This is a genomic window from Rathayibacter tanaceti, from assembly GCF_001634385.1.
In the GTDB taxonomy this organism is placed as follows: Bacteria; Actinomycetota; Actinomycetes; order Actinomycetales; family Microbacteriaceae; genus Rathayibacter; species Rathayibacter tanaceti.
The window spans coordinates 1-24,998 of record NZ_LIIN01000006.1; the positions used below are offsets into that span (position 1 = coordinate 1).

The following is a 24,998-nucleotide window of genomic DNA, read 5'->3' on the forward strand; positions in this document are numbered from 1 at the left end:
AGGAGGAGAGCTGTTCGCGGGTCCGCCGCGTCGAGCCGTCGACCAGCTCGCGCGCCACGAGCAGGAACGCCTCGCGGCCGGCTCCCACGATCCGGGCGATGCCCGGGCGACCGGAGGAGGGATCGGTGTCCGCGCTCACGGCGGGCGCCTCCTCCGACGCGTCGACGACGAGCAGCGCGCCTCCGGTGCCGAGCTCGAGCGCGCCGAGGGGCGCGTCGAGCTCGCCGGTCGCGAAGGCGAGGACGGCGTCGTCGAGCCGTGCCCCACTCCGCTCGGCGACGGCGAGACCGGCCTGCGCGAGCTCGACGAGCTCGACCGGGTCTCGCCGACGACGACGACGCGCGCGCCCATCGCCGCGGTCGTGGTCGCGAGCTCTCGTGCCAGCGGCCCCGAGCCGATGACCGCGACGCGCGTGTGCGCGACGGAGAGATTGCTCGCGGCAGCCGTCGCCCGCAGGACCGCCTGGGCCCACGCAGCTCGGGCGAGCGTCGCGACGACGCGCGAGGCGGAGGCGTCGGCCGACTCCGGCGCGCCGCGCTGCTCCAGCAGGGCCCTCGCGCGCTCGCGACGCAGCGGGGTGAGGGTGGCGGACATGGTGCTCCAGGGGTCGGGTACTTCCGCCACCGGTCGCGCGCGGGGGGAGGCGCGGAGGGTCTCAGCGGTTAGCGTGTGACCATAGTCGCGCCGTGTTTCCGTGCCGTGCTCGTTTATTACGGCAGCGTGAAACATGTCTGCTCGTCGTCGATCCGGCTGGGGACGACGAGGCGCCGAGTGCCTCGGGATCCGGCGCTCCGTGTCGTTCAGCCGCGGATCAGCTCCTCATCTGCCGACGGCGTCGGCGTTCGAGGATCAGCAGGATCGCGGAAGGGCCCGCCCGACCCGATCCGGCCGGGGGCGGCCGCGAGCCCTGCGGACGCCCGGAGCGGCGGGTGCCGCCGACGACGCTGGTCCTCGGCGAAACCTGCGGGTGCGCCTGAGACGCGGACCTCAGGCGAGGGCCGCGAGCCGCCCGACCACGCCCTCGCCCAGCGTCGCGACGAAGCCCTCCGGGTCCGGCCCCTGCGGCGAGAGCTCGACGAGCGTGATCCCGAGCGCCGCGTACTCCTCCATCGCGCTCACGAACCCGTCGGGGTCGCCGATCGGGTCGCCGCCACCGATGATCGTCTTGGTGATCGAGTCGTAGTCTCGTCCGACGTCGTCGCAGTGGCGTCGCAGAACATCGAGCTTGTGCGCGATGTCGTCGCGTCCCGTCGCGAACAGGTTGCAGGCGTCGCCGTACTCGGCGACCAGCCGCAGAGTCTTCTTCTCGCCGCCGCCCCCGATCAGGATCGGCGGGCCCGGCTTCTGGATCGGCTCCGGGTGGTTCAGCGTCTCGGCCAGGCGGTAGTGCTCGCCCGCGAAGGGTCCGTCGTCGTCGCTCCACATCTGCCGGCAGATCTGCAGCGTCTCCTCGAGCCGCTCGAACCGCTCCTTCAGCGGCGGGTACGGCACACCGAGCCCGAGGTGCTCGCGCTCGTACCAGGCCGCTCCGATGCCGAGCATCGCCCGCCCGCCCGACAGCACGTCGAGCGTCGTCACGATCTTCGCGAGCAGCCCCGGGTGCCGATAGGTCACCCCGGTCACGAGCAGGCCCAGGCGGAGGCGCTCGGTGCGCCCCGCGATGAACCCGAGCGAGGTGTACCCCTCGAGCATCGGGTCCTCGCTCGTCGCGAACTGCTCCATCTGGAAGTAGTGGTCCATCAGCGTGAACCACTCGCAGCCGACGTCCTCCGCCGTCCTCGCCGTGGCCCCGAGGATCGGAGCGATCCCGGCGCTGCCCCCCGGCAGCGTGAAGTTCATGAAGTGAATGCCGACCTGCATGGTTCCTCCTGGTGTCTGAAGCGAGCACGACTCGGACATCGCGCGATGCCCAAGTGTGGCTGCACGGGGGCTCTCGGCGCCCGTGTCGTCCGAGCCTGTCACGCCTGCACGGGTCGGGTCGGACCTCGGAGATCCTTCCCTGCTGACACAGGCACGAGTACTGTGCCGTCCAAAGTATTCCAAACTTATGAGGTTTTCACGCCACGCGATGCATACAGCCATAGTTTTGGATAGCTTTGGCCGGTGACACCAGAGCGAGTACAGCAGCTGATCGATGGTGGTGAGACCCTCGTGGTCGAGTTCACGCGTGGGACACGCGCGCTGAACGACGACGCCATCGTCGAGGCTGTGACGTGCCTTGCGAATGGCGCCGGCGGCACACTCCTTCTCGGAGTAGAGGACGACGGGCGAGTGACGGGTCTCGCGCCCCGCCATGGTGAAGCCACTCAGCCGCACCTCCTCCAGGCCATGATCCTCAATCGAACGGATCCTCCCGTAGCGACCGGCGTCGAGATCATCGTGACCGAAGGACATCCCGTTGCAGTGATCGAGGTCCCCGATCTCGAGGCTCCCGTCGGCACGTCCAGCGGCAAGTACGTCAGGCGTCGCCTGGACGCGAGGGGCGAGCCGGAGTGCACGCCCTACCCGCTCCACGAGATGATGTCGGCCGGACTCTCGGCCCAAGGCCGGGACTACGCCGCGACGGTGGCACGTGGTGCCACGTGGGACGACATCGACTCGGCCGAGCTCGACCGCTTCCGAGCGCTGTGCGGAACCGGCCGAGGTGACGCCGCGCTCTCAGCTGCGACGGATGCGGACATCCTCCGGGCACTGAGACTGATGCAACCGAGTCATGATCTGACTCTCGGCGCGATCCTCTTGTTCGGCACGGCGGAGGCTCTGGAGCGATTCGTGCCTACAGCGGAAACAGTTTTCACCCATTTCTCCGGGCGTGCGATCACCTCTTCTGAGACGTTGCGGCGCCCGCTCCTTCAGACGGCGGCACACCTGCAGGAGCTCATCGCTTCCCGCAACTCCGAGCAGGAAGTGGTCGTTGGACTGCACCGTGTCGGAGTGAGGAGAGTGCCGGACATCGTGATCCGGGAGACGATCGCGAACGCGCTCGTCCACCGGGATTACTCGCTGCTCGGCCCGGTCACCGTCGAACTCGATGATCTCGCCTTCCGTGTCGTCAGTCCCGGAGGATTCCCGAGCGGGATCACCCTCGACAACCTGCTCGACGATTCACGCCCGCGCAGTCCGATCCTGGCCGACGCCTTCAAGCGCGCCGGCATCGTGGACAGAGCGGGCCGTGGCATCCGGGAGATCTTCGAACAGGTCCTCCGCGCGGGCCGCGGCGAACCCGACTACTCCCGATCGACCTCCTCATCAGTCGTCGTCTCGGTCCCGACGAGCGACACCGACATCGAGACCGTTCGATTCATCCTCGAGTTCGAGGACTCGACGAGAACGACACTGACCCTGCTCCAGTTGCGTCTCCTCCACGAATTGAAGGCGACGGGGCCACAATCGGTGGGTGAACTCGTCGCTGGCCTCTCGGAGGTAGAGGCGAAGGTGCGCTCCCAGCTGACGAGACTGGCAGAACTCGGACTGACCGAGGCTCGGGGGACTGGCCGCAACCGCCGCAATCACCTGACGGCGGCGTTCTACCGTCTTGCCGAGTCGAGTGAGTACGTACGACTGCAGGACACCGATCCCCTGCAGCAAGAACGCCTGATCGTGTCCTACGCCGAGCACTACGGTCGAATAACTCGCAGCAAGGCTGCTGAGCTCTGTCGTCTGAGCCCCGAACAAGCTCGGGTCGTGCTGCGACGGCTCGTCGTCTCGGGAGCCTTGGAACTCCGCGGCGAGCGCCGAACCGCGCATTACGTCGTGCCTTCCGAAGATCCCGCCTGACGGACCGCAGCACACATCGCGGCACCGGGCCCCCCGCGGCGGCGAACCGACACGCGAAAACCTGATGGAGCTCCCGCGGAGGCGCCGGGATGGCTGCGAACCGCGAGACGCGACCGGACACAAGCCTGCCGTCCCTTGCAGGGCTCGGCAGCGATCCGGTCGACCTCGCACGCACGGATGTCGTTCTCGTAGGCGCTCTCGCGGTGTCCAGGATCACTGTGTCAGCGTCCTGCTCGATCGAGCGCGACTCGCGGCGGTCGAAGATCGCGAAGAGTTCGGCTGCTCCGAGCACCTGTTCAGCCACGACCAGGCGTCAGGCGCCGACGCTGAACCTGCGCCCGCCGAATCCGACGACATCGCCGACCACCAGCTGTCGCCCACGACGGCGATCCACGACGCCGTTCACCGTCACGCAGCCCTCCGCGACAGCCTCCTTCACCTCGCCACCGGAGTCGACGATCCCCGCGAACTTCAGGAACTGCCCGAGGCGGATGGTCTCCCCGCCGATCGGGACCTCGTCGATCGGAGCCGGATCGGTCACGGGAGCTACACCGCCGGGATGTCCGCGAACCGCGAGAAGTGCCCGTGGAAGCCCACGGTCACGGTGCGCGTCGGACCGTTGCGGTGCTTGGCGACGATCAGGTCGGCCTCGCCGGCGCGCGGGTTGTCCTTCTCGTAGGCGCTCTCGCGGTGCAGGAGGATCACCATGTCGGCGTCCTGCTCGATCGAGCCGGACTCGCGGAGGTCGGAGATGGCGGGCAGCTTGTCGGCGCGCTGCTCGGGGCCACGGTTCAGCTGCGAGAGGGCGATGACCGGCACCTGGAGCTCCTTGGCGAGGAGCTTGAGCGCTCGCGAGAACTCCGAGACCTCCTGCTGGCGGCTCTCGACCTTCTTGCCCGAGGTCATCAGCTGCAGGTAGTCGATGACGACCATCTTGAGCCCGATGCGCTGCTTGAGCCGCCGGCACTTCGCGCGGATCTCGACGAGCGTGAGGTTGGGTGAGTCGTCGATGTACAGCGGGGCGTCGTTGATCCGGCCCCGGGTGGAGGCGATGGTCGTCCAGTCGCGCTGGTCGACCGTGCCCTTGCGCATGTGCTGCAGCGGCACCGATGCCTCTGCCGACAGGAGGCGCATTGCGATCTCGCTGCGCCCCATCTCGAGCGAGAAGAAGATCGTCGCCATGTTGTGCTTGATCGCGGCAGCGCGAGCGAAGTCGAGCGCGAGCGTCGACTTTCCGAGCGCGGGGCGCGCAGCGACGATGATCATCTGACCCGGGTGGAAGCCGTTGGTGAGGTCGTCGAGGTCGGCGAATCCCGTGGGGACCCCTGTGAATGCACCGTCCTTGTGCGCGGCCGCCTCGATCTCGTCGATCGCCACGGTCACCGCATCGGTCAGCGGCACATAGTCCTCCGCCGTCTCGGACCCGGTGACGTTGTAGATCTCGGCCTGCGCCGTGTTGACGAGGTCGAGCACCTCGCCCTCACCCTGGTAGCCCATCTGGGCGATCCGCGTGCCCGCCTCGACGAGGCGGCGCAGCAGGGCTCGCTCGGCGACGATGGAGGCGTAGTAGCCGGCGTTGGCAGCGGTGGGGACCATCGAGGTGAGCGTGTGCAGGTAGTCGGCGCCGCCGGCCCGCTGGAGCTCGCCCTGCTTGGTGAGCTCGTCGGTGACCGCGATGACGTCCGTCGGCTCGCCGTGCGAGTAGAGCGCCAGGATCGCGTCGAACACGATCTCGTGCTTCGGGATGTAGAAGTCGGTGCCCTTGACGCTCTCGACGACATCGGCGACCGCGTCCTTCGAGAGCAGCATGCCGCCGAGGGCCGACTGCTCGGCGAGCAGGTCGTGCGGAGGCGTCCGCTCGCCGCGCGACTCGCCGCGGCCGTGGTCGCCGCGACCGTCCGAGCCGGGTACCGCCAGATGCGCGATCGTCATGCCTTCGGCTCCTCTGTCGGGTGGCCCGCAGAGCGGGTGAGCGTGTCGGGTGCAGAGCGGGTGAGGGCCGGCCGATCCGCGTCGGCTCCAGGTCTAGCAGCGACCTCCGACAGCGGCACCGCAGCGCTCCGCCCGCTCCCCTCTCGGGGCGCTGCGCCACCCTACGGACCGCTCGCCTCGGCATGCAAACCGCCCTGTGGAGAGAGCTGTGCACAACATCGGGGAAACGCCGGACCCACTGTGGGCAACATGTGGAGAACCCTGTGGGAACTCGAGTGATCAGCGACTTTTTTCGACCCTCTGACCTGGCTTTTTCCTCTTTCCACAGCTGTGCGTGGAAAAGAGTCTCAAGAGCACGCTGAAGGTTGGTCGCGCCGGAGGGTGTATGTGGATGGAGCTGTGGACAACGGGGACGACAGAGGGCGGTGCGGCGGGACCGATGAGTCCCGTCGCACCGCCCTCTGCGGCGTTCTCGCGGCCCTACTTGGCCGCGACCACCTGCAGCTTCACGGTGGCCTGGATGTCGTCGCGCAGACGCACCACAGCCTCGTGCTCGCCGACGTGCTTGATCGCGTTCGCGATCACGATCTTGCGCTTGTCGAGCTCGCCGAACCCGGCCGCCGCCACCGCGCTCGCGATGTCGGAGGTCTTCACCGAGCCGAAGAGGCGGCCGTCCTTGCCGGCCTTGACGGTGAGCTTCACCCGGTTGGCCTCGAGGACCTGCTTGGTGTGCTGCGCCTCCTCGATGGTCTTGTGCTCACGAGCGGCTCGCGCCGACTTGATCTGCTCGACCTGCTTCTCGCCGCCGCGGGTCCAGGCGACGCCGAAGCCCTGCGGGATGAGGTAGTTGCGGGCGAACCCGTTCTTCACGTCGACGACGTCCCCGGCAGAGCCGAGCCCGTCGACCTCGTGGGTCAGGATGACCTTGGACATACCGTTACCTACCTTCCGCTGCCAGCGTAGGGCAGGAGCGCCATCTCGCGGGCGTTCTTGACGGCACGGGCGATGAGGCGCTGCTCCTGAACGGAGACGCCGGTGATACGACGGGCGCGGATCTTCCCGCGCTCCGAGATGAACTTGCGGAGGGTCGCGACGTCCTTGTAGTCGATGACACCCACGCGGACCGACTTCGCGGGGGCCGCGTTCTTCGCGCCCTTGCCGCGGATCGGCTTGCGGCGGTCGCCGCTGCTCTTTCCAGCCATAGTGGTTTCCTTAGATTCTGGTTCGCCCCCGACCCGCCGCGAGCGGTCGCGGTACGGGAGAGGCGGGATTCAGGTGAGGAGAGCGTCCGAGCCGAGGCTCAGAACGGCGTCTCGTCGTTGTAGCTGCCCGGCGTGCTCCACACGTCGCCACCGGCCGGAGCGCTGGGCGCCCACGGCTCCTCGGCCTGGCCGCCGCGGTTGCCGCCGGCGTTGCCGGAGCCCCCCTGGTTGCCGCCGCCGAAGCCGCCCTGACCGCCGCCGATCTGCCCGCCGTTGCCCTGACCGCCACCGGCCTGGCCGCGTCCGCCTCCTCCGGAGGTGCGCGTGACCTGAGCGGTCGCGTAACGGAGCGAGGGGCCGATCTCGTCGATCTCGAGCTCGATGCTGGTGCGCTTCTCGCCTTCCTTCGTCTCGTACGAGCGCTGCTTCGACGGCCGGTCGCGATGACGCGGCTCCCCTTGGTCAGCGTTCCCGCGACGTTCTCGGCGAACTCGCGCCAGACGGAGGCCCGGAGGAACAGCGCTTCGCCGTCCTTCCAGTCGTTCGCCTGCCGGTCGAAGGTGCGCGGCGTGGAGGCGATGGTGAAGTTCGCGACCGCGAGCCCGCCCTGCGTGTAGCGCAGCTCGGGGTCTGCGGTGAGGTTCCCCACCACGGTGATGATCGTCTCGCCGGCCATGAGCGCTAGGCCTTGGGAGCGGCCGAGGCCTTGGCAGCCTTGCGGGCGGCCTTCTCGTCGGCGAGCTTCGCGGCGGCCGCGACCTGGGCGATGCCCTCTTCGGCCCGCAGCACCTTGGTGCGCATGACGGCCTCGGACAGCTTCAGCTGACGGTCGAGCTCGTTCGCGGCGGCCGAGGTCGACGTGAAGTCGACGACGGCGTAGATACCCTCGGACTTCTTGTTGATCTCGTACGCCAGACGACGGCGGCCCCAGACGTCGACCTTGTCGATGGATCCACCATCGGTGCGGATGACGTTGAGGAACTTGTCGAGACTCGGAGCGACGGTGCGCTCATCGATCTCGGGGTCCAGGATGACCATGATCTCGTACTGATGCGTCACTAACCCACCTCCTTCGGACTGAACGGCCACGGTATTTCCGTGACAGGAGGGTATGTAGCATCTGCCCACTCCCGCGGACGCGAGCGCGTCTGGTCGTGGACAACCTGTACAGACTACAACAGGAGGGTTCCGACGCGCCGGTCGCGTCCGTTCGGCGCGATGTCGACGGCTCCGTTCAGCGCGACGCCCACCACTCGCGGAGGCGCTGCGTCGCGACCTCCTCGCCGAGCGGCCCCTCCTCCAGGCGCAGCTCCAGGAGGAAGCGGTACGCCGCTCCGACCTCGGGGCCGGGAGGCAGGCCGAGGATCGCCATGATCCGCGTGCCGTCAAGGTCTGGCCGCTTCGAGGCGAGCTCCTCCTTCTCGGCGAGTTCCGCGATCCGCGTCTCGAGGTCGTCGTACGCGTGCGCGAGCCTCTCGGCCTTGCGCCGGTTGCGGGTGGTGACGTCGGCGCGGGTCAGGATGTGCAGACGCTCGAGCAACGGCCCCGCATCGGTCACGTAGCGGCGGACGGCCGAGTCGGTCCACGCCCCGTCCGTGTAACCGAAGAACCGCAGGTGCAGTTCGATCAGACGTGCGACCTCGGCAGTCGACTGCTTGTCGAACGCGAGGGCGCGCATCCGCTTGATCGCCAGCTTCGACCCGACGAGGTCGTGGTGGTGGAAGCTGACCGCTCCGCCGGGTTCCAGCCGCCGCGTCGCCGGCTTGCCGATGTCGTGCAGAAGGGCGGCCAGCCGCAGCACCACGTCCGGTTCAGCTCCGGGATGCCGCGACTGCTCGAGCGCGATCGCCTGCTCAAGCACGGTGAGGCTGTGCGTGTAGACGTCCTTGTGGTGGTGGTGCTCGTCCTGCTCGAGGCGCAGAGCGGGCAGCTCCGGGAGGAAGTAACCGGCCAGACCGGTGTCGACGAGCAGCTCGAGTCCGGCACGCGGACACGCGGTCGCGAGCAGCTTCCTCAGCTCCTCCTGCACCCGCTCTGCCGAGACGTCGCCGATCCGCGCGGCGAGCTCGGCCATCGCCCACTCGACCTCCTCGGTCGTGCGGAAGCCGAGCTGCGAGGTGAACCGGGCGGCCCGCAGCATCCGGAGGGGGTCGTCGCCGAACGAGAGGTCGGGCTCGGAGGGGGTGCGCAGCCGGCCGGCGAGCAGGTCCTCGACGCCGCCGGACGGATCGACCAGGACGACCTCGGGCAGCCGGAGCGCCATGGCGTTGACGGTGAAGTCGCGCCGCACCAGGTCGCCCTCGAGCGACTCGCCGAACTCGACCTCGGGCTTGCGGCTCACTCCGTCGTAGCTGTCGCTGCGGTAGGTGGTGATCTCGACCGTCTCGCCGGCCACCCGGGCTCCGATCGTGCCGAAAGCGCGGCCGATGTCCCAGTGCGCCTCGGCGATCGGAGCGACGATGCTCAGGATGTCGTCGGGCCGAGCCGACGTGGTGAAGTCGAGGTCGTGCACCGCGTGACCGAGGAACGCATCGCGTACCGGCCCGCCGACGAGCGCGAGCTCGTGGCCCTCCGCCGCGAACGCTTCCGCCACCCTCGCCACAGTGGGCGTCCCCGCCAGTGTGCGAAGGGTCTCGAGAGCGGTCTGGACGCTGTGCATTCGCACGATCCTAGTGGGGGCGCGTGACCGGCCAGGGGAGAGCGCAAGGCCGTCACCGTCTCAGGAGGTTACGAGGACTCGACCGGCGCTCAGACGACGCACCGTCTGCCCGGAGGAGGCCTGCCCGTAGAATCACCCGCATGGAGGCCGAGTGAGTTCGATGCATCGGCGCGACCTCATCCCTCCCCGGCGCCCCCGGCTGCTCCGCACCCTCGGCGCGGCCGTGCTCTCGACCGTTCTCCTGGCGACCCCGGCCCTGGGCGCACAGGCGCCCACGGCACTGCGCGCAGCCACCGTCACGACCGGCACCGTGACGGCCACGGTCGGCGCGGCGAACAACGGCCTCCTCCTGCCGAACCAAGATCTGCAACTGTCGATCTCGGTGCGGAACGGCACTACCGAATCGATCGACGGTGCCCGCATCGAGGTCTCCCTCGACTCCGGCACGCTCGACTCACGGGCCGAGCTGGAGGAGTGGCTCGACGGCGAGGCCGACGACGACACCGAGCGGGCCGGTGACGGCGCCGACCTCCGTCTCCTGCCCTCGAGCGCGGCGCAGGCGACGGTCACCGTCCCCGTCGCCGCGATCCCCTTCTCCAACGATCCGGAGGCGCGCGGCGCCCACGCCGTCAGCATCGCCGTCACGAGCCCGGGCGGAGTCGTCGCCACCGCTCGCTCGGCGGTCGAGCTGACCGACGGCGTCCCCACCCCGAGCGAGACCGGAGTCAGCGTCCTCGTGCCGCTCACGGTCCCCGACACGACCGACGGGCTCCTCCCGGCAGACACGCTGCGCGACTACACCCAGTCCACCGGCACGCTCTCGCGGCAGCTCGACTCGGTCTCCGGCCGCGCGGTCGCCATCGGCGTCGACCCGCGCATCCTCGCCTCCATCCGGGTGCTCGGCACTGCCGCTCCGGAGTCGGCTGTGTCGTGGCTGGAGCGCCTCCAGTCTGCGCCGAACGAGGTGTTTCCGCTGCAGTACGCCGACGCCGACGTCGCCGCTCAGGCGCAGGCCGGTCTCGACACCCTCCTCGCCCCGAGCTCCTTCGAGTACGGCATCGACGACACACTCTTCGCCGATGCGCCCGGCACGGCGACCGCCGACCCCACTGACGCTCCCCCGGCGCAGCCCGAGTCAGCCGACCTCCCCGAACGTCCGAGCACCGAGTCCCTCCTCTCCTTCGACTGGACGCCGGGCGTCGGCGCGCTCGCCTGGCCCGACGCGGGAACCGTCCGCGCCACCGACCTCGACGTCTACACGGCGAGCGGATCGACACGCACGGTCGTCTCCTCGGCCAACCTCGCCCTCCCGGACGACGTCGACACCGCCACGCGAGCGAGCGTCGACGGGCACGAGCTCGTCGTCGCTGACAGCAGCCTCTCGGCGAGCCTCGACTCCGCGGTGAGCGCGACCACCGACTCCGAATGGCGGGCGCAGATGACGACGATCACCGCCGGGCTCGCCCAGGTGCAGCGCGAGGGCGAGACCCCCGACGTCGTACTCGCCCTCGACCGCGGCTCCGCCATCGACGGCGCCCGCCTGGCGCAGACCCTGGACGCCCTCGACGGCCTCCCCTGGGCCAGAGGAGCCTCGCTGGGCGACGCGCTGACGGCTCCCGTCACCGACGACGTCTCGATCGTCGACACCCCGGAGTCGTCCGAGCGGCTCTCCGCCGTCACCGACCTGCTGTCCGCCGCATCGCGGCTCTCCTCCTTCGCCGCTGTGCTGACCGAGCCCGATCTGCTGCGCGGCAAGAGCCGCAACGACCTCCTCGCGCTGCTCTCCGTGACCTGGCGCGGCGACGAGACGGGGTGGGAGGAGGCCGTCGGCACGAGCCGCGAGCGCGCCGCCACGACGCTGGCCGCCGTCAGCATCGAGTCCTCGGGCAGCGTGCTGCAGCTCTCCCGCGATTCGAGCATCCCGGTCTACGTCCGCAACGATCTGCCGTGGCCGGTCTCGGTGCGGATCGACGCCTCCACCTCGAACGCCGTCCTCGACATCGACGAGGGCTCGATCGAGTCCACCGCGGTCGACGCCCGCTCGCAGGGTCGCGTCCCCATCCCCGTGAAGGCCCGCGTCGGCAACGGCGAGACCGAGGTGCGGATGCAGCTCAGCGCACTCGACGGCACCGCGATCGGAGCACCCACGAGCGTCGTGACGAGCGTCCGCGCCGACTGGGAGACCCTCGGGACGCTCATCCTGGGCATTCTGCTGGTGATCGTCTTCGGCGCCGGCATCCTCCGCAACATCCGCCGTCGCCGTCGCGGCGACACCCCAGAGGACGAGGAGGATCCGAACGCCGTGCTCGCGGTCCAGCCCGGCCTCGACGACCAGCGATCGGACCCGCGTGGCTAGCTTCTCCCTCGGACGCGCGAGCGCCGTTCTCGCCTCCGGGACGATGGTCTCGCGGATCCTGGGCTTCGTCATGTCCATCGTGATGGCGAACACGATCGGAGCCGCGGTCGCTCCCGGTGCCGACGCCTTCACCACGGCGAATCTGCTGCCGAACACCATCTACTCGATCATCGCTGGAGGCGCGCTCAACGCCGTCCTCGTGCCCCAGATCGTGCGCGCTGGGCTCGAAGCCGATGGCGGGCGCGGCTACATCAACCGTTTGCTCACCCTCGCGCTCGGCCTGCTGCTGGTGACCACGGTCGCCGCGACCGTCCTCGCTCCGCTGCTCGTGCGCCTGTACGCGCCCGGCTACGGACCGGAGCAGTACCAGCTCGCCGTCGCCTTCGCGTTCTGGTGCCTCCCGCAGGTCTTCTTCTACGGGCTCTTCACCATCCTCGGAGAGGTGCTCAACGCCCGCGGCTCGTTCGGCCCCTTCACCTGGGCGCCGGTGCTCAACAACGTCGTCGTGATCGCAGGACTCGTCGCCTTCATGCTGCTGTTCGGCGCCGACCCCGAGGGGAACCGGCCAGTGGACTCGTGGAGCCCGGCGATGGTCACCCTCCTCGGCGGGAGCGCGACGCTCGGCATCGTCGTTCAGTCGCTCTTCCTGATGCTCTTCTGGCGGAGGGTCGGCCTCAGCTACCGCCCCGACTTCCGCTTCCGCGGGGTCGGCCTGGGCACCGCCGGACGGATGTCGCTGTGGTCCTTCGCGACCGTTCTGCTGACCATCGGTGCCGGAATCGTCGAGAGCCAGGTCTCGTCGACGGCCTCCGGAGAAGGGCCGTCGGCCGCCGCGCTGCAGAAGGCCTGGCTGATCTTCATGCTGCCCCACTCCGTCATCGCGATCTCGATCGCTATGGCCTACTTCACGAAGATGAGCGGTCACACGGCGCGCGGCGAGATGAAGGAGTTCCGCTCGGACGTCTCCACGTCGCTCCGCCTGGTGCTGATGATGCTGGTCTTCGCCGCGGCAGCGATCGTCGTCGTGGCGGTGCCCTTCGGCTCAGTGTTCACCGACACCTTCGCCGATGCGCAGGCCATCGGAGCGATCGCGATGGCGTACGTCGTCGCCCTCCCGCTCTTCTCGTCCATCGCGATCATGCAGCGCGCCTTCTACGCGCTCAGCGACGGTGCTCGTCCGTTTCTGTTCACCCTGGTGCAGGTCGTGGTGGCGGTCGCCGGCTACCTGGTCGTCCTGCGTCTCCCGGCCGACCGTGTGGCCGTCGGCATCGCGGCCGCCACCTCCCTCGGCATCTGCGTGCAGGCCGTCGTGGCGGCGCTCCTGCTGCGGCGGCGTCTCGGCGGGAGGGGCGGGAGGCGGATCCTCGTACGTCTCGTGCAGTTCGCGGTCGCCGCGGCGCCCTCCGCGGCCGCAGGCTACGGACTCCTGGTCGCGCTCGGCGGAACCCGCTCAGGTGGTTTCGCCGTCTCGAACTACGTGGAGCCGCTGCTCTCAATGGCCGCCATCGGCACCGTCATGGCGGTCGTCTACTTCGCGATCCTCTGGTTCCTCCGTGTGCCCGAGCTGCGCGCTCTCGCCGCCCCTGTCCTGCGCCGCCTCGGGCGCTGACCAGCCTCCCGAGGCGGTGCCCGGCGGGGCGGCCGCGCTCCCCCAGGCTCGCGGAATAGCGCCCACCTAGGATGTGTTGTAGCCCACGGAGCCGCGGTACGTCCGAGCGAGCGACTCCGGGGCACGGCCTGCGCGCCACCCGCTACCGCTCGTACAGAACCGAGGAGTTGCCGTGCGCGACATCGTCATCATCGGATCCGGCCCCGCCGGCTGGACCGCCGCCATCTACGCGGCGCGTGCCGAGCTGAACCCGGTGGTCGTCGCGTCCTCTGTCGAGATCGGCGGCGACCTGATGAACACCACGGATGTCGAGAACTTCCCGGGCTTCCCCGACGGCATCCTCGGCCCCGAGCTGATGACGGCCATGCAGGCGCAGGCCGAGAAGTTCGGTGCCGACACGTTCTACGACGACGTGACCTCCCTCGACCTCGAGGGGGAGATCAAGACCGTCCACCTGGGATCCGGAGAGAGCATCGAGGCGAAGACCGTCGTGGTCGCGACCGGCTCCGCCTACCGCAAGCTCGGCCTGCACGACGAAGACCGTCTCTCGGGACACGGTGTCTCATGGTGTGCGACCTGCGACGGCTTCTTCTTCAAGGGCAAGACCATCGCCGTGGTCGGCGGAGGCGACTCCGCCATGGAAGAGGCGACCTTCCTCACCAAGCACGCCGCGAAGGTCTATGTCATCCATCGCAAGGACTCCCTCCGCGCCTCGAAGGTGATGCAGAAGAGGGCCTTCGACAACGAGAAGATCGAATTCCTCTGGAACTCCGAGGTCGTCGGAATCACCGGTGAGAACCACGTCGACGGCGTGTCGTTGCGCGACACCGCCGACGGTACCGAATCGCACCTCGCGCTCGACGGCCTCTTCATCGCGATCGGCAACGACCCGCGCACGCACATCGTGCACGGAAAGCTCGACCTCACGAACGAGGGCACGATCTCGGTCGTCGGCCGTTCCTCACAGACCTCCGTTCCCGGCGTCTTCGCCGCGGGCGACGTGATCGACCCGACCTACCGTCAGGCCGTCACCGCCGCCGCATCCGGAACGGTCGCAGCCCTCGACGCGGAGCACTACCTGGCTTCACTCGCCGATGGCACCGCCCACACCGAAGGCTCACCCCGGGCCGAACTCATCACCCGCTGACCCTCCGGTCAACACACAGGAGCCGGTTCTCCGGCTCGTGAAGGAGAGAACATCCATGTCCACCGCGAAGAGCGTCACCGACGCATCGTTCCAGTCCGACGTCCTCGACTCCGAGAAGACCGTGCTGGTCGATTTCTGGGCCGAGTGGTGCGGTCCCTGCCGCATGGTCTCGCCCATCCTCGACCAGATCTCGGCCGAGCACGGTGACAAGATCGAGATCGTCAAGCTGAATGTCGATGAGAACCCGCAGACCGCCGCGAAGTACCAGATCACGTCGATCCCGGCGATGAAGGTCTACCAGAAGGGTGAGGTCGTCAAGACCGTCATCGGCGCCAAGCCGAAGCCGGCTCTCGAAGCCGACCTCGCCGCGTTCCTCTGAGTCCGAACGCCTGACGGCCGCCGAGCCGCCCTCGAGAACCCCTGTCGCCTCGCGCCGGGGGTTCTCGCCGTCCCCGCCTGTGTTTCACGTGAACACCCCAGGCCACCGTGACGGCAGTGGAGTCGTGAGCTCCCGCCGGGCCTCAGCGGCTCCCGGTACTGTGGAACGACCCGGTTGTCATCGGGTGATCCTGTCCACCGAGCGAAGCGACACCATCGTGACCAACCGCGGCACCAATCTCGACCCCTGGTACAACTCCTACGCGGAGCGCACGGCCGGACTGGCCGCCAGCGAGGTCCGAGCCCTGTTCGCGGTCGCCTCACGCCCCGAGGTCGTCTCTCTCGCAGGAGGCATGCCCTTCGTCTCAGCGCTCCCCCAGGACCTCGTCACCGGCGCCATCGAATCGGTGATGCGCGAGCAGGGCCCGGTCGCGTTGCAGTACGGGTCAGGGCAGGGCGTCCCGGTGCTCCGCGAGCAGATCCTCGACGTCATGGCGCTCGAGGGGATCTCGGCCAGCGCCGACGACGTCGTCGTCACCACGGGCTCGCAGCACGCGCTTGAACTCGTCTCGAAGCTGTTCCTCGATCCCGGAGACGTCGTCCTCTCGGAGGGACCCAGCTACGTCACTGCGATGGTGATCTTCCGCTCCTACCAGGCCGAGATCGAGCATGTCCCGATGGACGAGCACGGCCTCATCCCGGCCGCGCTCCGCGAGCACATCGCGAGAGTCAGGGCGGCCGGAAAGACGATCAAGTTCCTCTACACGATCCCGACCTTCCACAACCCGGCCGGAGTCACCCTGAGCTGGGAGCGGCGGGTCGAGATCCTCGAGATCTGCAAGTCCGAGGGGATCCTCGTACTCGAGGACAACCCGTACGGCCTGTTGTACTTCGAGGACGTGCCACCGAAGGCCATGCGCTCACTCGAGGAGGACGGAGTCATCTATCTCGGAACCTTCTCGAAGACCCTGGCCCCCGGCTTCCGGGTCGGCTGGGCACTGGCGCCCCACGCGATCCGTGAACGCCTGATCCTGGCGAATGAGGCGGCCGTTTTGAGCCCCTCCTCCTTCAGCCAGCTCGTGATCTCGAAGTACCTCGAGACCGCCGACTGGCGTGCACAGATCGACACATTCCGCGGTGTCTATCGCGAGCGGAAGGAGGCGATGCTGCGAGGCCTGCAGGCTCATCTCCCCGAGCTGAGCTGGACCGACCCGAACGGCGGCTTCTACGTCTGGCTCACCCTGCCCGACGAACTCGACTCGAAAGCCATGCTCCCGCGCGCGGTGAAGGAGCTCGTCGCCTACACGCCCGGCACAGCCTTCTACGGCAACGGCCAGGGGCGTCAGAACATCAGGCTCTCCTTCTGCTATCCGACACCGGAGCGGATCGGCGACGGCATCCGCCGACTCGCCACCGTTATCAACGGAGAGCTCGATCTGCTGTCCACCTTCGCCGGCACAGGAGCTTTGAATGGCGCCGACGCAACCAGGCGTGACGCCGTCCTGCCCCCGAACGTCTCCTGACTCCGCGCACCTCGATTCTAAGAAAGCCCTGGTCATGACCGATTTCTCTGCGCTCGACCGCTCCCTCGACATCGTCGTGATCAGCGGAGGCATCAGCCATGAGCGCGATGTCTCGTTGCGCTCCGGGCGTCGCGTCGGAGACCGCCTGTCAGCCATGGGCCACCGAGTCTCGCACCACGAGCCTGACGCCGCTCTCCTCTCGACGCTGCTCGATAAGCAGCCAGACGTCGTCTGGCCCGCGGTGCACGGAGCGAGTGGAGAAGACGGCGCGCTGCTCGGACTTCTCGAGGCCGCCGGATTCTCCTACGTCGGGTCCCGAACCGATGCAGCACGGCTCGCCTGGTTCAAGCCGACCGCCAAGACGCTCGTCGGTCGCGGCGGATTCTCGACGCCCCGCTCGGTCACACTCCCCCGCGAGACATTCCGCGAACTCGGCGCCGCCGGAATCCTCGAGCAGGTCGACGCACATCTGCCAGGCCCGCTGGTGGTGAAGCCTGCTCAGGGAGGCTCTGCACAGGGCGTGAGCATCGTGTCCGAATCGTCGCAACTCCCCCGCGCCATGGTCGAGGCCTACACCTACAGCGACGTCGTCCTCATCGAACAGCAGATAGGCGGCACCGAAGTCTCCGTCGGAATCCTCGACCTGGGGGACGGACCGTTCGCTCTCCCCCCGGTCGAGATCGCCCCTGTCGCGGGGCGCTACACCTTCGAGGCTCGCTACAACGCGGGAGAGACGCACTTCTACACTCCTGCGCGCATCTCGGACGACGCGACGACGGAGGTCTCTCGAGTCGCTGTCGCCATCCATGACATCCTCGGACTACGTCATCTCTCGAGGATCGACTTCATCGTCGATGACTCCGGCACGCCCTGGTTCTTCGACGCCAATGTGCTTCCGGGGATGACGGAGACATCCTTGGTGCCGCAGGCGATCGAGGCGTCCGGTCGCTACCTCGGCGATGTCTACTCGACGTTGGCCACACTCGCCGCGGCGGAGTAGTTCCGACCGTTCACGTGAAACGGTCGGCCAGACGAAGATAGGCGAGGCATGTCGACGCGGGCCTGCTGTGCCGGGCAGAGTTGACCGGGAGTGCGCCAGCCGCACCCCGCTCGTGCTCATCGGGAGGCACCTTCCTCCAGCGAGGATAGAAGTTCGCTGCGCTCGTGAAGATCGGGCCGGAGCTGTCGTGACGAGCACGTGGCCCGCCACTGGCCATTGCGGCGACAGCGCGGGGGAGTCAGCGCTGAGCGTGCCGGCCTGACTCGGCGCCACGAGGGCGGGACGGGTTGCGCACGACGGTCCGCCCTGCCGCCGCAAGGACCCGCTACCGAGGACGCCTACGACATTCACCGTTTCACGTGAAACGCTCTATGGAGCCAGAGAGACCTCAGTCGGCTCGCCAATCTCCGCCAGGATTCGATTCAGGTCCTGAATGGTCGCGAAATCGATCACCATCTGGCCCTTGCGCGCTCCCAGAGTCACCTTCACCCGAGTGTTCAGGCGATCACCTAAGTGATCGGCGATCGATGACAGATGTCCGGAGTGGCCTCCCTGCTCCTCCGGCCGAGCCCGATTCGCCGTCTTCGGCGCCTTCATCTGCGCCGCCGCGGCCTCAGCGCACGCACCGACAAGTCCTCGTTCACGATCTTGTCGGCGAGCCGGCGCATGAGCTCGACATCCTCGAGCGAGAGCACCGCGCGAGCGTGTCCGGCCGAGATCACTCCCGCCGCCACTCGAGACTGGACCTCTGCCGGCAGGCGGAGCAGACGCAGAGTGTTCGAGATCTGAGGGCGCGAGCGGCCGAGCCTCGACGCCAGCGCCTCCTGGGTGATCCCGAAGTCGCTCAGCAGCTGCTGATAGGCCGATGCCTCCTCCAACGGGTTGAGGTCGGCCCGATGCAGGTTCTCGAGCAGGGCGTCTCGGAGCATGTTCTCGTCAGCCGTGTCCTTGACCACCGCGGGGATCGTCGTAAGACGGCCGCCTTCGAGGCGCGGAAACGACGCTCGCCCATGACGAGCTCGTACTTCGCTCCGCCACGACCCATCACCGGGCGGACGACGATGGGCTGGAGCACACCGAATTCCCGCACACTATGCACGAGCTCGGCCAGGTCGTCGTGATCGAAGACCGAACGCGGCTGCGAGGTATTGGGGACGATCTCGTCGAGGGGGAGACGGGCAAGACGAGCGCCCGGAACCTCCAACAGCTCATCAGCTCTAGCCGAATCGCCGACCTGATCAGGAAAGAAGACGTCGACAGGCCGCGATCGCGTCTCATCTCCCGTCGGAATCAGCGACCCGATCCCCCGGCCGAGTCCTGTGCGCTTGGTCGCCATCAGCGTGCCTCTCCTTCATGAGCTGCTTCGGGAGTCTTCCGCGCCCCTCGGCGCGCGATCTCTGCTGCTGCCTCCAGATAGGCCAGCGATCCAGACGACTGCGGGTCGTAGGTGATGACGCTCTGGCCGTAGCTGGGTGCCTCCGAGATCCTCACGTTCCGCGGAATCACCGCCTGCAGCACCTCCTTCGGGAAGTGCTCACGGACGTCCGCAGCAACTTGCTGCGAGAGGTTCGTCCTCCCGTCGTACATCGTCAGCAGGATCGTCGAGACTCCGAGATTCGGGTTCAGGTGGCGCTCGATCAGGTCGATATTCTTGAGCAGCTGGCTCAGCCCTTCGAGCGCGTAGTACTCGCACTGGATCGGGATGAGCACCTCGCGTGCGGCGACGAACGCATTGATGGTCAACAGGCCGAGTGAGGGCGGGCAGTCGATGAAGACGTAGTCGAAGGGCTCAGACATCGCTTCGAGCATCCGGTCCAGCGCGCGGCGGAGCCGCTGCTCGCGCGCCACCAGAGAGACGAGCTCGATCTCGGCACCGGCGAGGTGAATGGTGGCGGGGACCCCATAGAGTGACGCGAATTCGGGGCTCTTTTGCACGACATCGGCCAGGGGAGTGTCGTTGACGATCACGTCGTAGACGCTGGCGGTCTCTGCCCTGTGCTCGATCCCGAGTGCGGTCGACGCATTGCCCTGGGGATCGAGATCGATCACCAGCACTTTCGCTTCGCCGCGGGCCAGGCCCGCCGCCAGATTGACCGTCGTCGTCGTCTTGCCAACGCCACCCTTCTGGTTCGAGATCGTGATGACACGCGTCGACTCCGGCTTCGGCAGCGGCTGAGCGTTCAACAGCGCGCGCCGTCGCGTCATGTCCGCGATCTCGCGAGCCAGGGGGGTCGAGGAGTCGAAGCCCCCGGTCAGTCCGGCGGAATCGGATTGTTTCACGTGAAACCTTCGCTCAGCGGGTGGGACGGTGGGCAACACCGACGAGTCGACGACCTAGGAGGCGGGGGATCACTGCATCGTCGTGGCGATCATCCCACTGTAGCCCGGACCACACGGGTCACCTCCGCGAGCACGCCGTCACCGAGCACGAGCACCTCGGGCGGAGAGACGCGGAAGCGGCGTATCTGCTTCGACGCGGCCTCAATCTCCCTCTCGGCGTTGATCCCTTTGAGCAGCACGAGTTCGCCACCGGGACGGACCAGCGGGGCGACAAGGGGGATCAGCTTCGAGAGAGCGCTCACCGCGCGGGCCGTGACCTGATCGAGCGGTTCTGCCAGGCGAACCTCCTCAGCCCGTGCTCGCAGAACCGAGACATTCTCGAGTCCTAGCGCATCGAGCTGCTCCTGGAGCCAAACGATGCGCCGCTCCATCGGCTCGATGAGCACGAATCGGACATCGGGACGAACGATGCCGAGCACGAGCCCCGGGAGGCCGGCACCACTCCCCACGTCTCCTACGAGGCCCGGACGCAGCAGAGGGGCCACCAGGGCGCTGTTGAGCACATGCCTGGTCCAGAGGCGGGGGAGTTCGAGCGGGCCGATCAGACCCCGCTCCTCACCCTGGTCGGCCAGGGTCTCGGTGAAACGACGGAGTACCGGCAACCGGTCGCCGGCGATCGCGGCGGCAGCGGCGGGCTCCGGCTCGAGAGTCGGCTCCACGGTGCTCAGCCGCGCGTGATGACGGTGTGGCGCTCGCGCGCCTCGCCCCGCGACTCCGAGACGAAGCCGCGTTCACCGACCATGTCGTGCACCAGCTTGCGCTCGTACGACGACATGGGCGGGAGGGACGCGGAGGTCGCCCCCTCCTCGATCCGCTCGATGGCGCGGTCGACCAACTGAGCCAGCTCGGCCTCGCGGGCGTCGCGGGACCCACCGATGTCGAGGATCAGGCGCGAGAACGCACCGGTCCTGGTCTGCACGGCAAGGCGCGTCAGCTCCTGCAGCGCCTGCACGGCGTCCGGACGGGAGAGCACACGGAGGTTGGAGTCGCCCGATGCGGTGACGGAGAGGTAGGCGCGGCCATTGCGCACCTCGATGTCGATGTCGCCGTCGAGATCGCAGATGTCGAGGAACTCCTCGATGTAGTCCGCGGCGACGTCGCCCTCGTCCTCGAGCTGCGAGAGCGTTGACTCCGGGGCCTCGACGGCGGCACCGGACTCATCCGGAGAAACGGACTCGTCGGGAGCGGAGCCCGTCTCAGCGCGGGTCTCGTCCTCAGTGAAGGTCTGCATCGGATCGGTCATGGCGGCTCTACTTCTTTCCGGCTTGCTTCTTGGCGCGGTTCTTACCCACGGGCTGCTGCCGTTGCACGGCCTTCTTCTCGACGAGGGTCACCTCGCCGGCATCGGTGGTGCCCTCGACGAGCTTGCCCTTGCGACGCAGGCGCTCCTCACGTGCCTTGGCTGCCTCGCTGCCCGGGGTCGGCATGTTCCGGATGACGATGAACTGCTGGATCATCGTCCAGATGTTCGAGGTCAGCCAGTAGAACATCACGCCGAGGGGGAACGCGAAACCCGAGAAAGCGAACACGAGCGGAAGGATGTAGAGCAGGATCCGCTGCTGCTTGAAGGTCGGCGACGCCTTGGCCTCGGGCGACATGTTCTTCGAGACGATCTGCAGCTGCGTGATGAACTGCGACGCGGTCATCAGAACCACCATGATCACGGCGATGACGATGACCGGCACCTGGCCGCCCTGCGCGAGCGCACCCTGGATGGACTGGTGCAGCGGTGCGACTCCGAACAGGTCGGCCTCACCGAACTGGCGGGCGAGCGTCTCGTCGAGCGGACCGACGCCCTTCTGGCTGTGCTGCGCCGCGTTGAGCACCGAGAACAGGCTGAAGAAGATCGGCATCTGGATCAGCAGCGGCAGGCACGAGGCGAGCGGGTTCGTCCCCGTCTTCTTGTAGAGCTCCATGGTCTCGCGGGACATCGCCTCGCGAGACAGCTGATCGCGCTTGCCCTTGTACTTGTCCTGGATCTTCTTGAGCTGCGGAGCGACCTCGAGCATCCGGCGCTGGCTCTTGATCTGCTTGACGAAGATCGGGATGAGCGCGGCGCGGATGACGATGACGAGGCCCACGATCGAGAGCACCCACGTGATGCCGGCGGCCGCCTCCATACCGGTGAACGTCAGCAACTGATGGAAGGCGACGAGGAGCAGCTCGACCACCCATTTGAGGGGCCAGAGGATCGTGCCGAGGAGGTCCATGGGGTGGGGTCAGTCCTTTCGAGGACCCACGACGAATCCGGCTCGCGTCACAGCGAAGCGGATCCGGCCGGGAGCCGGTCGGTGCAGGGGGATCGAGGTCGGGACGTCGTCGACGCCGCCGGCAGCCCACGGGTGGCAGCGGATGAGTCGACGGGCCGCGAGGACGGAGCCGAGGACGAGCCCGTGGAGCTGGACCGCCTGGAGCGCGTACGCGGAGCACGAGGGGTAGTAGCGGCAGACATCGCCGTAGAGGGGCGAAATGACCGCACGGTAGACGATCAGCAAGAGGATGCCGAGGTTGCGCGGCAGCAACATCAAGCCCCAGCCCAGCCGAGTCGGCCAGCCGGAGGTGCGGGGGAGCACCGCGGTCACGAGGACACTCCCGTCGTTCGGATGGCTCGCGTCCGCGCCATCGCGGCAACGACCTCCGCGCGGAGCTCGGACCAGGGGGCGGTGGCACTACTGGGCAGCGCGCGAACGACCACCTCGGTGCCCGGGTCGATCTGCGGGACGAGCTCGAACGCCACGGCCTTCAAACGACGACGCACGGTGTTGCGCGTCACTGCCGTGCCGACGGTCTTGGCGACGATGAAACCGAACCGCGGGGTGTCCGCGCCGGAGGACCTGCGGACATACGTGACGGTGTGCGGTCCTGTGGACCGCACACCGCGACGGACGACTGTCCGGTACTCGCCTCCGTGGACGATGCGATTGGCTCTGGCCAGCACCGCTGGTCGGTACCGCTCGGTACTACGCGGAGAGCTCGGTGCGCCCCTTGGCGCGGCGAGCGCTCAGGATGGCGCGGCCGGCACGGGTGCGCATGCGCAGACGGAAGCCGTGCACCTTGGCGCGACGACGGTTGTTCGGCTGGAAGGTTCGCTTGCTCATAATCAGATCTCCACGTACGGGTTCCACGACACGATCGAGGCCGCGCGCGTGAGCGGCGACTCCGGATCCTCCGGGAAGAAGGGGTGCCCGACTCCGACTCTGCACGGCCCGCGAAGGCCGGGCGGACGACACCGGGCAGGCGTCAACTGATTAAAACTACGGCCTGCACGGTCACCGGTCAAATGTCGTCCGGGCTAAACCTCGATTCTGCACAGGGGTCGCCACCTTCCGCGCATTGACACGCGGGTGTCGCTGTGATGGATTTGTCTCCCATCGGCTCCGTTCGTTACCGTGTTGAGCCGGAGTTATCCACAGGCTGCATCCGCGTCCTCCCGCGCCCACGCGGGATCCGACGAGGGACCAGTGGATGAGTCTGTGGAGAAGTCGACCCGAAACCGACCGCTCCGCACGCATCGCCCGTGGCCCGGGTGAACCCTGCGACGGGCGCCGGGCGAGCAGCTGGAGCCGGCGACTCACGACAGCGACTTCACAGAGCGACCGAGGACCGGAGACAGATGGCAGACGACACGTCGATGGTCGACGCGTGGAACGTGATCCTCGGGGCACTGTCACAGGACGAGCGGATCACCGCACCTCTCTACGGCTTCGTCTCGCTCGTGGAACCCAAAGGCATCATGGCCGGCACGTTCTACCTCGAGGTCCCGAACGAGTTCACGCGCGGCATGCTCGAGCAGCGCGTACGCGTGCCACTGCTTAGCGCGATCGGGACGCTCGACGACTCCTTCGGGGTCTCGACGTTCGCCTTCGTGGTGAATCCCGACATCGAGCACGAGCCGCTGAGCTCCCCCTCGCCCTCGGAGTCGATGAACCCGTTCGAGCCGATCACCGCTTCCTCCGGGTCCGCCGCGCCGGTGCGCGTCGTCGAGGAGCTGCGCACCGCTCCGGCCACCGACACCCGGCTGAACCCGAAGTACAGCTTCGACAACTTCGTCATCGGAGGCTCCAACCGGTTCGCGCACGCCGCCGCCGTCGCCGTCGCCGAGGCCCCCGCGAAGGCCTACAACCCGCTCTTCGTCTACGGCGACTCCGGGCTCGGCAAGACGCACCTCCTCCACGCCATCGGCCACTACGCGATGAGCCTGTACCCCGGGATCCGCGTGCGCTACGTGTCGAGCGAGGAGTTCACCAACGACTTCATCAACTCGATCGCGAACAACCGGGGCAACGCGTTCCACGGTCGGTATCGCAACGTCGACATCCTCCTGATCGACGACATCCAGTTCTTGCAGGGCAAGGCGGAGACGCAGGAGGCGTTCTTCCATACCTTCAACCAGCTGCACGACCACAACAAGCAGGTCGTGATCACCTCCGATCTGCCACCGAAGGCCCTCACCGGGTTCGAGGACCGGATGCGCTCGCGCTTCGAGTGGGGCCTGATCACCGACGTGCAGGCGCCCGACCTCGAGACGCGCATCGCGATCCTCCGCAAGAAGGCGGTCAGTGAGAAGCTGCTCGTGCCCGACGACATCCTCGAGTTCATGGCCTCGAAGGTGTCGAGCAATATCCGCGAGCTCGAGGGGACGCTCATCCGCGTCACCGCATTCGCGAGCTTGAACCGCACGCCGGTCGACATGTCTCTCGTGCAGACGGTGCTGAAGGACCTGATCACGCTCGACGAGGACAACGTCATCTCGCCGGTCGATATCATCAACCACACCGCCGACTACTTCAAGCTCACGGTCGACGACCTCTACGGTTCCTCCCGCTCGCAGGCGGTGGCGACCGCGCGACAGATCGCGATGTACCTCTGCCGCGAGCTGACGAACCTCTCCCTACCCAAGATCGGGCAGCTGTTCGGCAACCGCGATCACACGACAGTGATGTACGCGAACAAGAAGATCTCGGAGCTCATGAAAGAGCGCCGCAGCATTTACAACCAGGTCACCGAGCTGACCACTCGCATCAAGACCAACCGCTAGCTGGAGAGGCGGTAGCGGCGGTTCCGGCTCTGAGAAG

At 67.8% G+C, this 24,998-nt stretch carries 23 protein-coding genes and 2 pseudogenes; 8 read left to right on the plus strand and 17 right to left on the minus strand.

Going from position 1 to position 24,998, the window contains the following annotated elements:
* Nucleotides 1-135: 135 nt before the first annotated feature.
* On the minus strand, nt 136-594 hold the full coding sequence (locus ACH61_RS01605) for a hypothetical protein (RefSeq protein WP_068207781.1): 459 nt from the start codon (nt 592-594) through the stop codon (nt 136-138).
* A 393-nt stretch (nt 595-987) separates the two neighbouring features.
* Entirely contained in the window at nt 988-1,860 is an 873-nt protein-coding gene (locus ACH61_RS01610) for an LLM class F420-dependent oxidoreductase (RefSeq protein WP_068207783.1), read from the minus strand.
* Between the two features lie 243 nt (nt 1,861-2,103).
* Here ACH61_RS01610 and ACH61_RS01615 point away from each other — a divergent pair, with 243 nt between their 5' ends.
* Nucleotides 2,104-3,777 (plus strand): RNA-binding domain-containing protein, encoded by a 1,674-nt coding sequence (locus ACH61_RS01615; protein WP_068207785.1) that lies wholly within the window; start codon nt 2,104-2,106, stop codon nt 3,775-3,777.
* A 313-nt stretch (nt 3,778-4,090) separates the two neighbouring features.
* Here ACH61_RS01615 and ACH61_RS01620 read toward each other — a convergent pair whose 3' ends face one another.
* From ACH61_RS01620 to ACH61_RS01645, 7 genes and pseudogenes are all read right to left on the minus strand, one after another.
* Entirely contained in the window at nt 4,091-4,318 is a 228-nt protein-coding gene (locus tag ACH61_RS01620; RefSeq protein WP_068207786.1) for an RNA-binding S4 domain-containing protein, read from the minus strand.
* A gap of 5 nt (nt 4,319-4,323) precedes the next feature.
* Entirely contained in the window at nt 4,324-5,709 is a 1,386-nt protein-coding gene (dnaB, locus tag ACH61_RS01625; RefSeq protein ID WP_068207787.1) for a replicative DNA helicase, read from the minus strand.
* 480 nt (nt 5,710-6,189) lie between these two features.
* Entirely contained in the window at nt 6,190-6,642 is a 453-nt protein-coding gene (gene rplI, locus ACH61_RS01630) for a 50S ribosomal protein L9 (protein ID WP_068207790.1), read from the minus strand.
* Nucleotides 6,643-6,650: 8 nt separating this feature from the next.
* On the minus strand, nt 6,651-6,911 hold the full coding sequence (gene rpsR / locus ACH61_RS01635; RefSeq protein ID WP_055784551.1) for a 30S ribosomal protein S18: 261 nt from the start codon (nt 6,909-6,911) through the stop codon (nt 6,651-6,653).
* Between the two features lie 98 nt (nt 6,912-7,009).
* Nucleotides 7,010-7,587 (minus strand): annotated as a pseudogene (locus ACH61_RS15965) (single-stranded DNA-binding protein).
* A gap of 5 nt (nt 7,588-7,592) precedes the next feature.
* Complete coding sequence (rpsF, locus tag ACH61_RS01640; RefSeq protein ID WP_068207796.1) at nt 7,593-7,970, minus strand: 30S ribosomal protein S6; 378 nt, start codon at nt 7,968-7,970, stop codon at nt 7,593-7,595.
* 175 nt (nt 7,971-8,145) lie between these two features.
* A complete protein-coding gene (locus ACH61_RS01645; RefSeq protein ID WP_068207799.1) occupies nt 8,146-9,570 on the minus strand; it encodes a CCA tRNA nucleotidyltransferase in 1,425 nt (474 codons plus the stop codon).
* A 160-nt stretch (nt 9,571-9,730) separates the two neighbouring features.
* On the opposite strand from ACH61_RS01645, the gene ACH61_RS01650 reads away from it, so the two are divergent.
* The 6 genes from ACH61_RS01650 (at nt 9,731) to ACH61_RS01675 (ending at nt 17,583) form a co-directional block, all read left to right on the plus strand.
* Nucleotides 9,731-11,926 (plus strand): DUF6049 family protein, encoded by a 2,196-nt coding sequence (locus ACH61_RS01650; protein WP_153038773.1) that lies wholly within the window; start codon nt 9,731-9,733, stop codon nt 11,924-11,926.
* The gene (murJ, locus tag ACH61_RS01655; protein WP_082844928.1) at nt 11,919-13,535 is read left to right on the plus strand and encodes a murein biosynthesis integral membrane protein MurJ; all 1,617 of its coding nucleotides are present in this window, start codon (nt 11,919-11,921) and stop codon (nt 13,533-13,535) included. Before ACH61_RS01650 ends, murJ begins: the two co-directional genes overlap by 8 nt.
* A gap of 172 nt (nt 13,536-13,707) precedes the next feature.
* Nucleotides 13,708-14,682 (plus strand): thioredoxin-disulfide reductase, encoded by a 975-nt coding sequence (trxB, locus tag ACH61_RS01660; protein WP_068207804.1) that lies wholly within the window; start codon nt 13,708-13,710, stop codon nt 14,680-14,682.
* Between the two features lie 55 nt (nt 14,683-14,737).
* Complete coding sequence (gene trxA / locus ACH61_RS01665) at nt 14,738-15,061, plus strand: thioredoxin (RefSeq protein ID WP_055784535.1); 324 nt, start codon at nt 14,738-14,740, stop codon at nt 15,059-15,061.
* A gap of 184 nt (nt 15,062-15,245) precedes the next feature.
* Nucleotides 15,246-16,583, plus strand: coding sequence for an aminotransferase-like domain-containing protein (locus ACH61_RS01670; RefSeq protein WP_236713491.1), 1,338 nt, complete (start codon nt 15,246-15,248; stop codon nt 16,581-16,583).
* 34 nt (nt 16,584-16,617) lie between these two features.
* Nucleotides 16,618-17,583 (plus strand): D-alanine--D-alanine ligase family protein, encoded by a 966-nt coding sequence (locus tag ACH61_RS01675; RefSeq protein WP_068207807.1) that lies wholly within the window; start codon nt 16,618-16,620, stop codon nt 17,581-17,583.
* A gap of 369 nt (nt 17,584-17,952) precedes the next feature.
* Here ACH61_RS01675 and ACH61_RS01680 read toward each other — a convergent pair.
* From ACH61_RS01680 to rpmH, 8 genes and pseudogenes are all read right to left on the minus strand, one after another.
* A pseudogene (locus ACH61_RS01680) lies at nt 17,953-18,919 on the minus strand (ParB/RepB/Spo0J family partition protein).
* On the minus strand, nt 18,919-19,788 hold the full coding sequence (locus tag ACH61_RS01685) for a ParA family protein (RefSeq protein ID WP_082844934.1): 870 nt from the start codon (nt 19,786-19,788) through the stop codon (nt 18,919-18,921). Before ACH61_RS01685 ends, ACH61_RS01680 begins: the two are co-directional and overlap by 1 nt.
* Before the next feature lie 164 nt (nt 19,789-19,952).
* Entirely contained in the window at nt 19,953-20,582 is a 630-nt protein-coding gene (gene rsmG, locus ACH61_RS01690) for a 16S rRNA (guanine(527)-N(7))-methyltransferase RsmG (protein WP_068207812.1), read from the minus strand.
* Between the two features lie 5 nt (nt 20,583-20,587).
* Nucleotides 20,588-21,166: a Jag family protein gene (locus tag ACH61_RS01695; RefSeq protein ID WP_236713492.1), complete on the minus strand. Its 579-nt coding sequence runs from the start codon at nt 21,164-21,166 to the stop codon at nt 20,588-20,590.
* Between the two features lie 7 nt (nt 21,167-21,173).
* Nucleotides 21,174-22,133 (minus strand): membrane protein insertase YidC, encoded by a 960-nt coding sequence (gene yidC, locus ACH61_RS01700; protein WP_068207814.1) that lies wholly within the window; start codon nt 22,131-22,133, stop codon nt 21,174-21,176.
* A gap of 9 nt (nt 22,134-22,142) precedes the next feature.
* Nucleotides 22,143-22,448: a membrane protein insertion efficiency factor YidD gene (yidD, locus tag ACH61_RS01705; protein WP_068207866.1), complete on the minus strand. Its 306-nt coding sequence runs from the start codon at nt 22,446-22,448 to the stop codon at nt 22,143-22,145.
* A 53-nt stretch (nt 22,449-22,501) separates the two neighbouring features.
* Nucleotides 22,502-22,861, minus strand: a complete 360-nt coding sequence (rnpA, locus tag ACH61_RS01710; RefSeq protein WP_068207816.1) for a ribonuclease P protein component — start codon at nt 22,859-22,861, stop codon at nt 22,502-22,504.
* A gap of 22 nt (nt 22,862-22,883) precedes the next feature.
* On the minus strand, nt 22,884-23,021 hold the full coding sequence (gene rpmH, locus ACH61_RS01715) for a 50S ribosomal protein L34 (RefSeq protein ID WP_027692766.1): 138 nt from the start codon (nt 23,019-23,021) through the stop codon (nt 22,884-22,886).
* Nucleotides 23,022-23,656: 635 nt separating this feature from the next.
* On the opposite strand from rpmH, the gene dnaA reads away from it, so the two are divergent.
* Complete coding sequence (gene dnaA / locus ACH61_RS01720) at nt 23,657-24,961, plus strand: chromosomal replication initiator protein DnaA (protein ID WP_413784016.1); 1,305 nt, start codon at nt 23,657-23,659, stop codon at nt 24,959-24,961.
* Nucleotides 24,962-24,998 lie beyond the last annotated feature (37 nt).

Excerpts from the sequence above, each read along its gene's own strand:
- ACH61_RS01605 (WP_068207781.1), bottom strand. The coding sequence starts at position 594 with ATGTCCGCCACCCTCACCCCGCTGCGTCGCGAGCGCGCGAGGGCCCTG.
- ACH61_RS01685 (WP_082844934.1), bottom strand. The coding sequence starts at position 19,788 with ATGACGCGACGGCGCGCGCTGTTGAACGCTCAGCCGCTGCCGAAGCCG.
- ACH61_RS01610 (WP_068207783.1), bottom strand. The coding sequence starts at position 1,860 with ATGCAGGTCGGCATTCACTTCATGAACTTCACGCTGCCGGGGGGCAGC.
- ACH61_RS01650 (WP_153038773.1), top strand. The coding sequence starts at position 9,731 with ATGCATCGGCGCGACCTCATCCCTCCCCGGCGCCCCCGGCTGCTCCGC.
- dnaB (WP_068207787.1), bottom strand. The coding sequence starts at position 5,709 with ATGACGATCGCGCATCTGGCGGTACCCGGCTCGGACGGTCGCGGCGAC.
- ACH61_RS01695 (WP_236713492.1), bottom strand. The coding sequence starts at position 21,166 with ATGACCGATCCGATGCAGACCTTCACTGAGGACGAGACCCGCGCTGAG.
- rpsR (WP_055784551.1), bottom strand. The coding sequence starts at position 6,911 with ATGGCTGGAAAGAGCAGCGGCGACCGCCGCAAGCCGATCCGCGGCAAG.
- ACH61_RS01645 (WP_068207799.1), bottom strand. The coding sequence starts at position 9,570 with ATGCACAGCGTCCAGACCGCTCTCGAGACCCTTCGCACACTGGCGGGG.
- yidC (WP_068207814.1), bottom strand. The coding sequence starts at position 22,133 with ATGGACCTCCTCGGCACGATCCTCTGGCCCCTCAAATGGGTGGTCGAG.
- rplI (WP_068207790.1), bottom strand. The coding sequence starts at position 6,642 with ATGTCCAAGGTCATCCTGACCCACGAGGTCGACGGGCTCGGCTCTGCC.
- dnaA (WP_413784016.1), top strand. The coding sequence starts at position 23,657 with ATGGCCGGCACGTTCTACCTCGAGGTCCCGAACGAGTTCACGCGCGGC.
- trxA (WP_055784535.1), top strand. The coding sequence starts at position 14,738 with ATGTCCACCGCGAAGAGCGTCACCGACGCATCGTTCCAGTCCGACGTC.
- ACH61_RS01675 (WP_068207807.1), top strand. The coding sequence starts at position 16,618 with ATGACCGATTTCTCTGCGCTCGACCGCTCCCTCGACATCGTCGTGATC.
- yidD (WP_068207866.1), bottom strand. The coding sequence starts at position 22,448 with ATGTTGCTGCCGCGCAACCTCGGCATCCTCTTGCTGATCGTCTACCGT.
- rpmH (WP_027692766.1), bottom strand. The coding sequence starts at position 23,021 with ATGAGCAAGCGAACCTTCCAGCCGAACAACCGTCGTCGCGCCAAGGTG.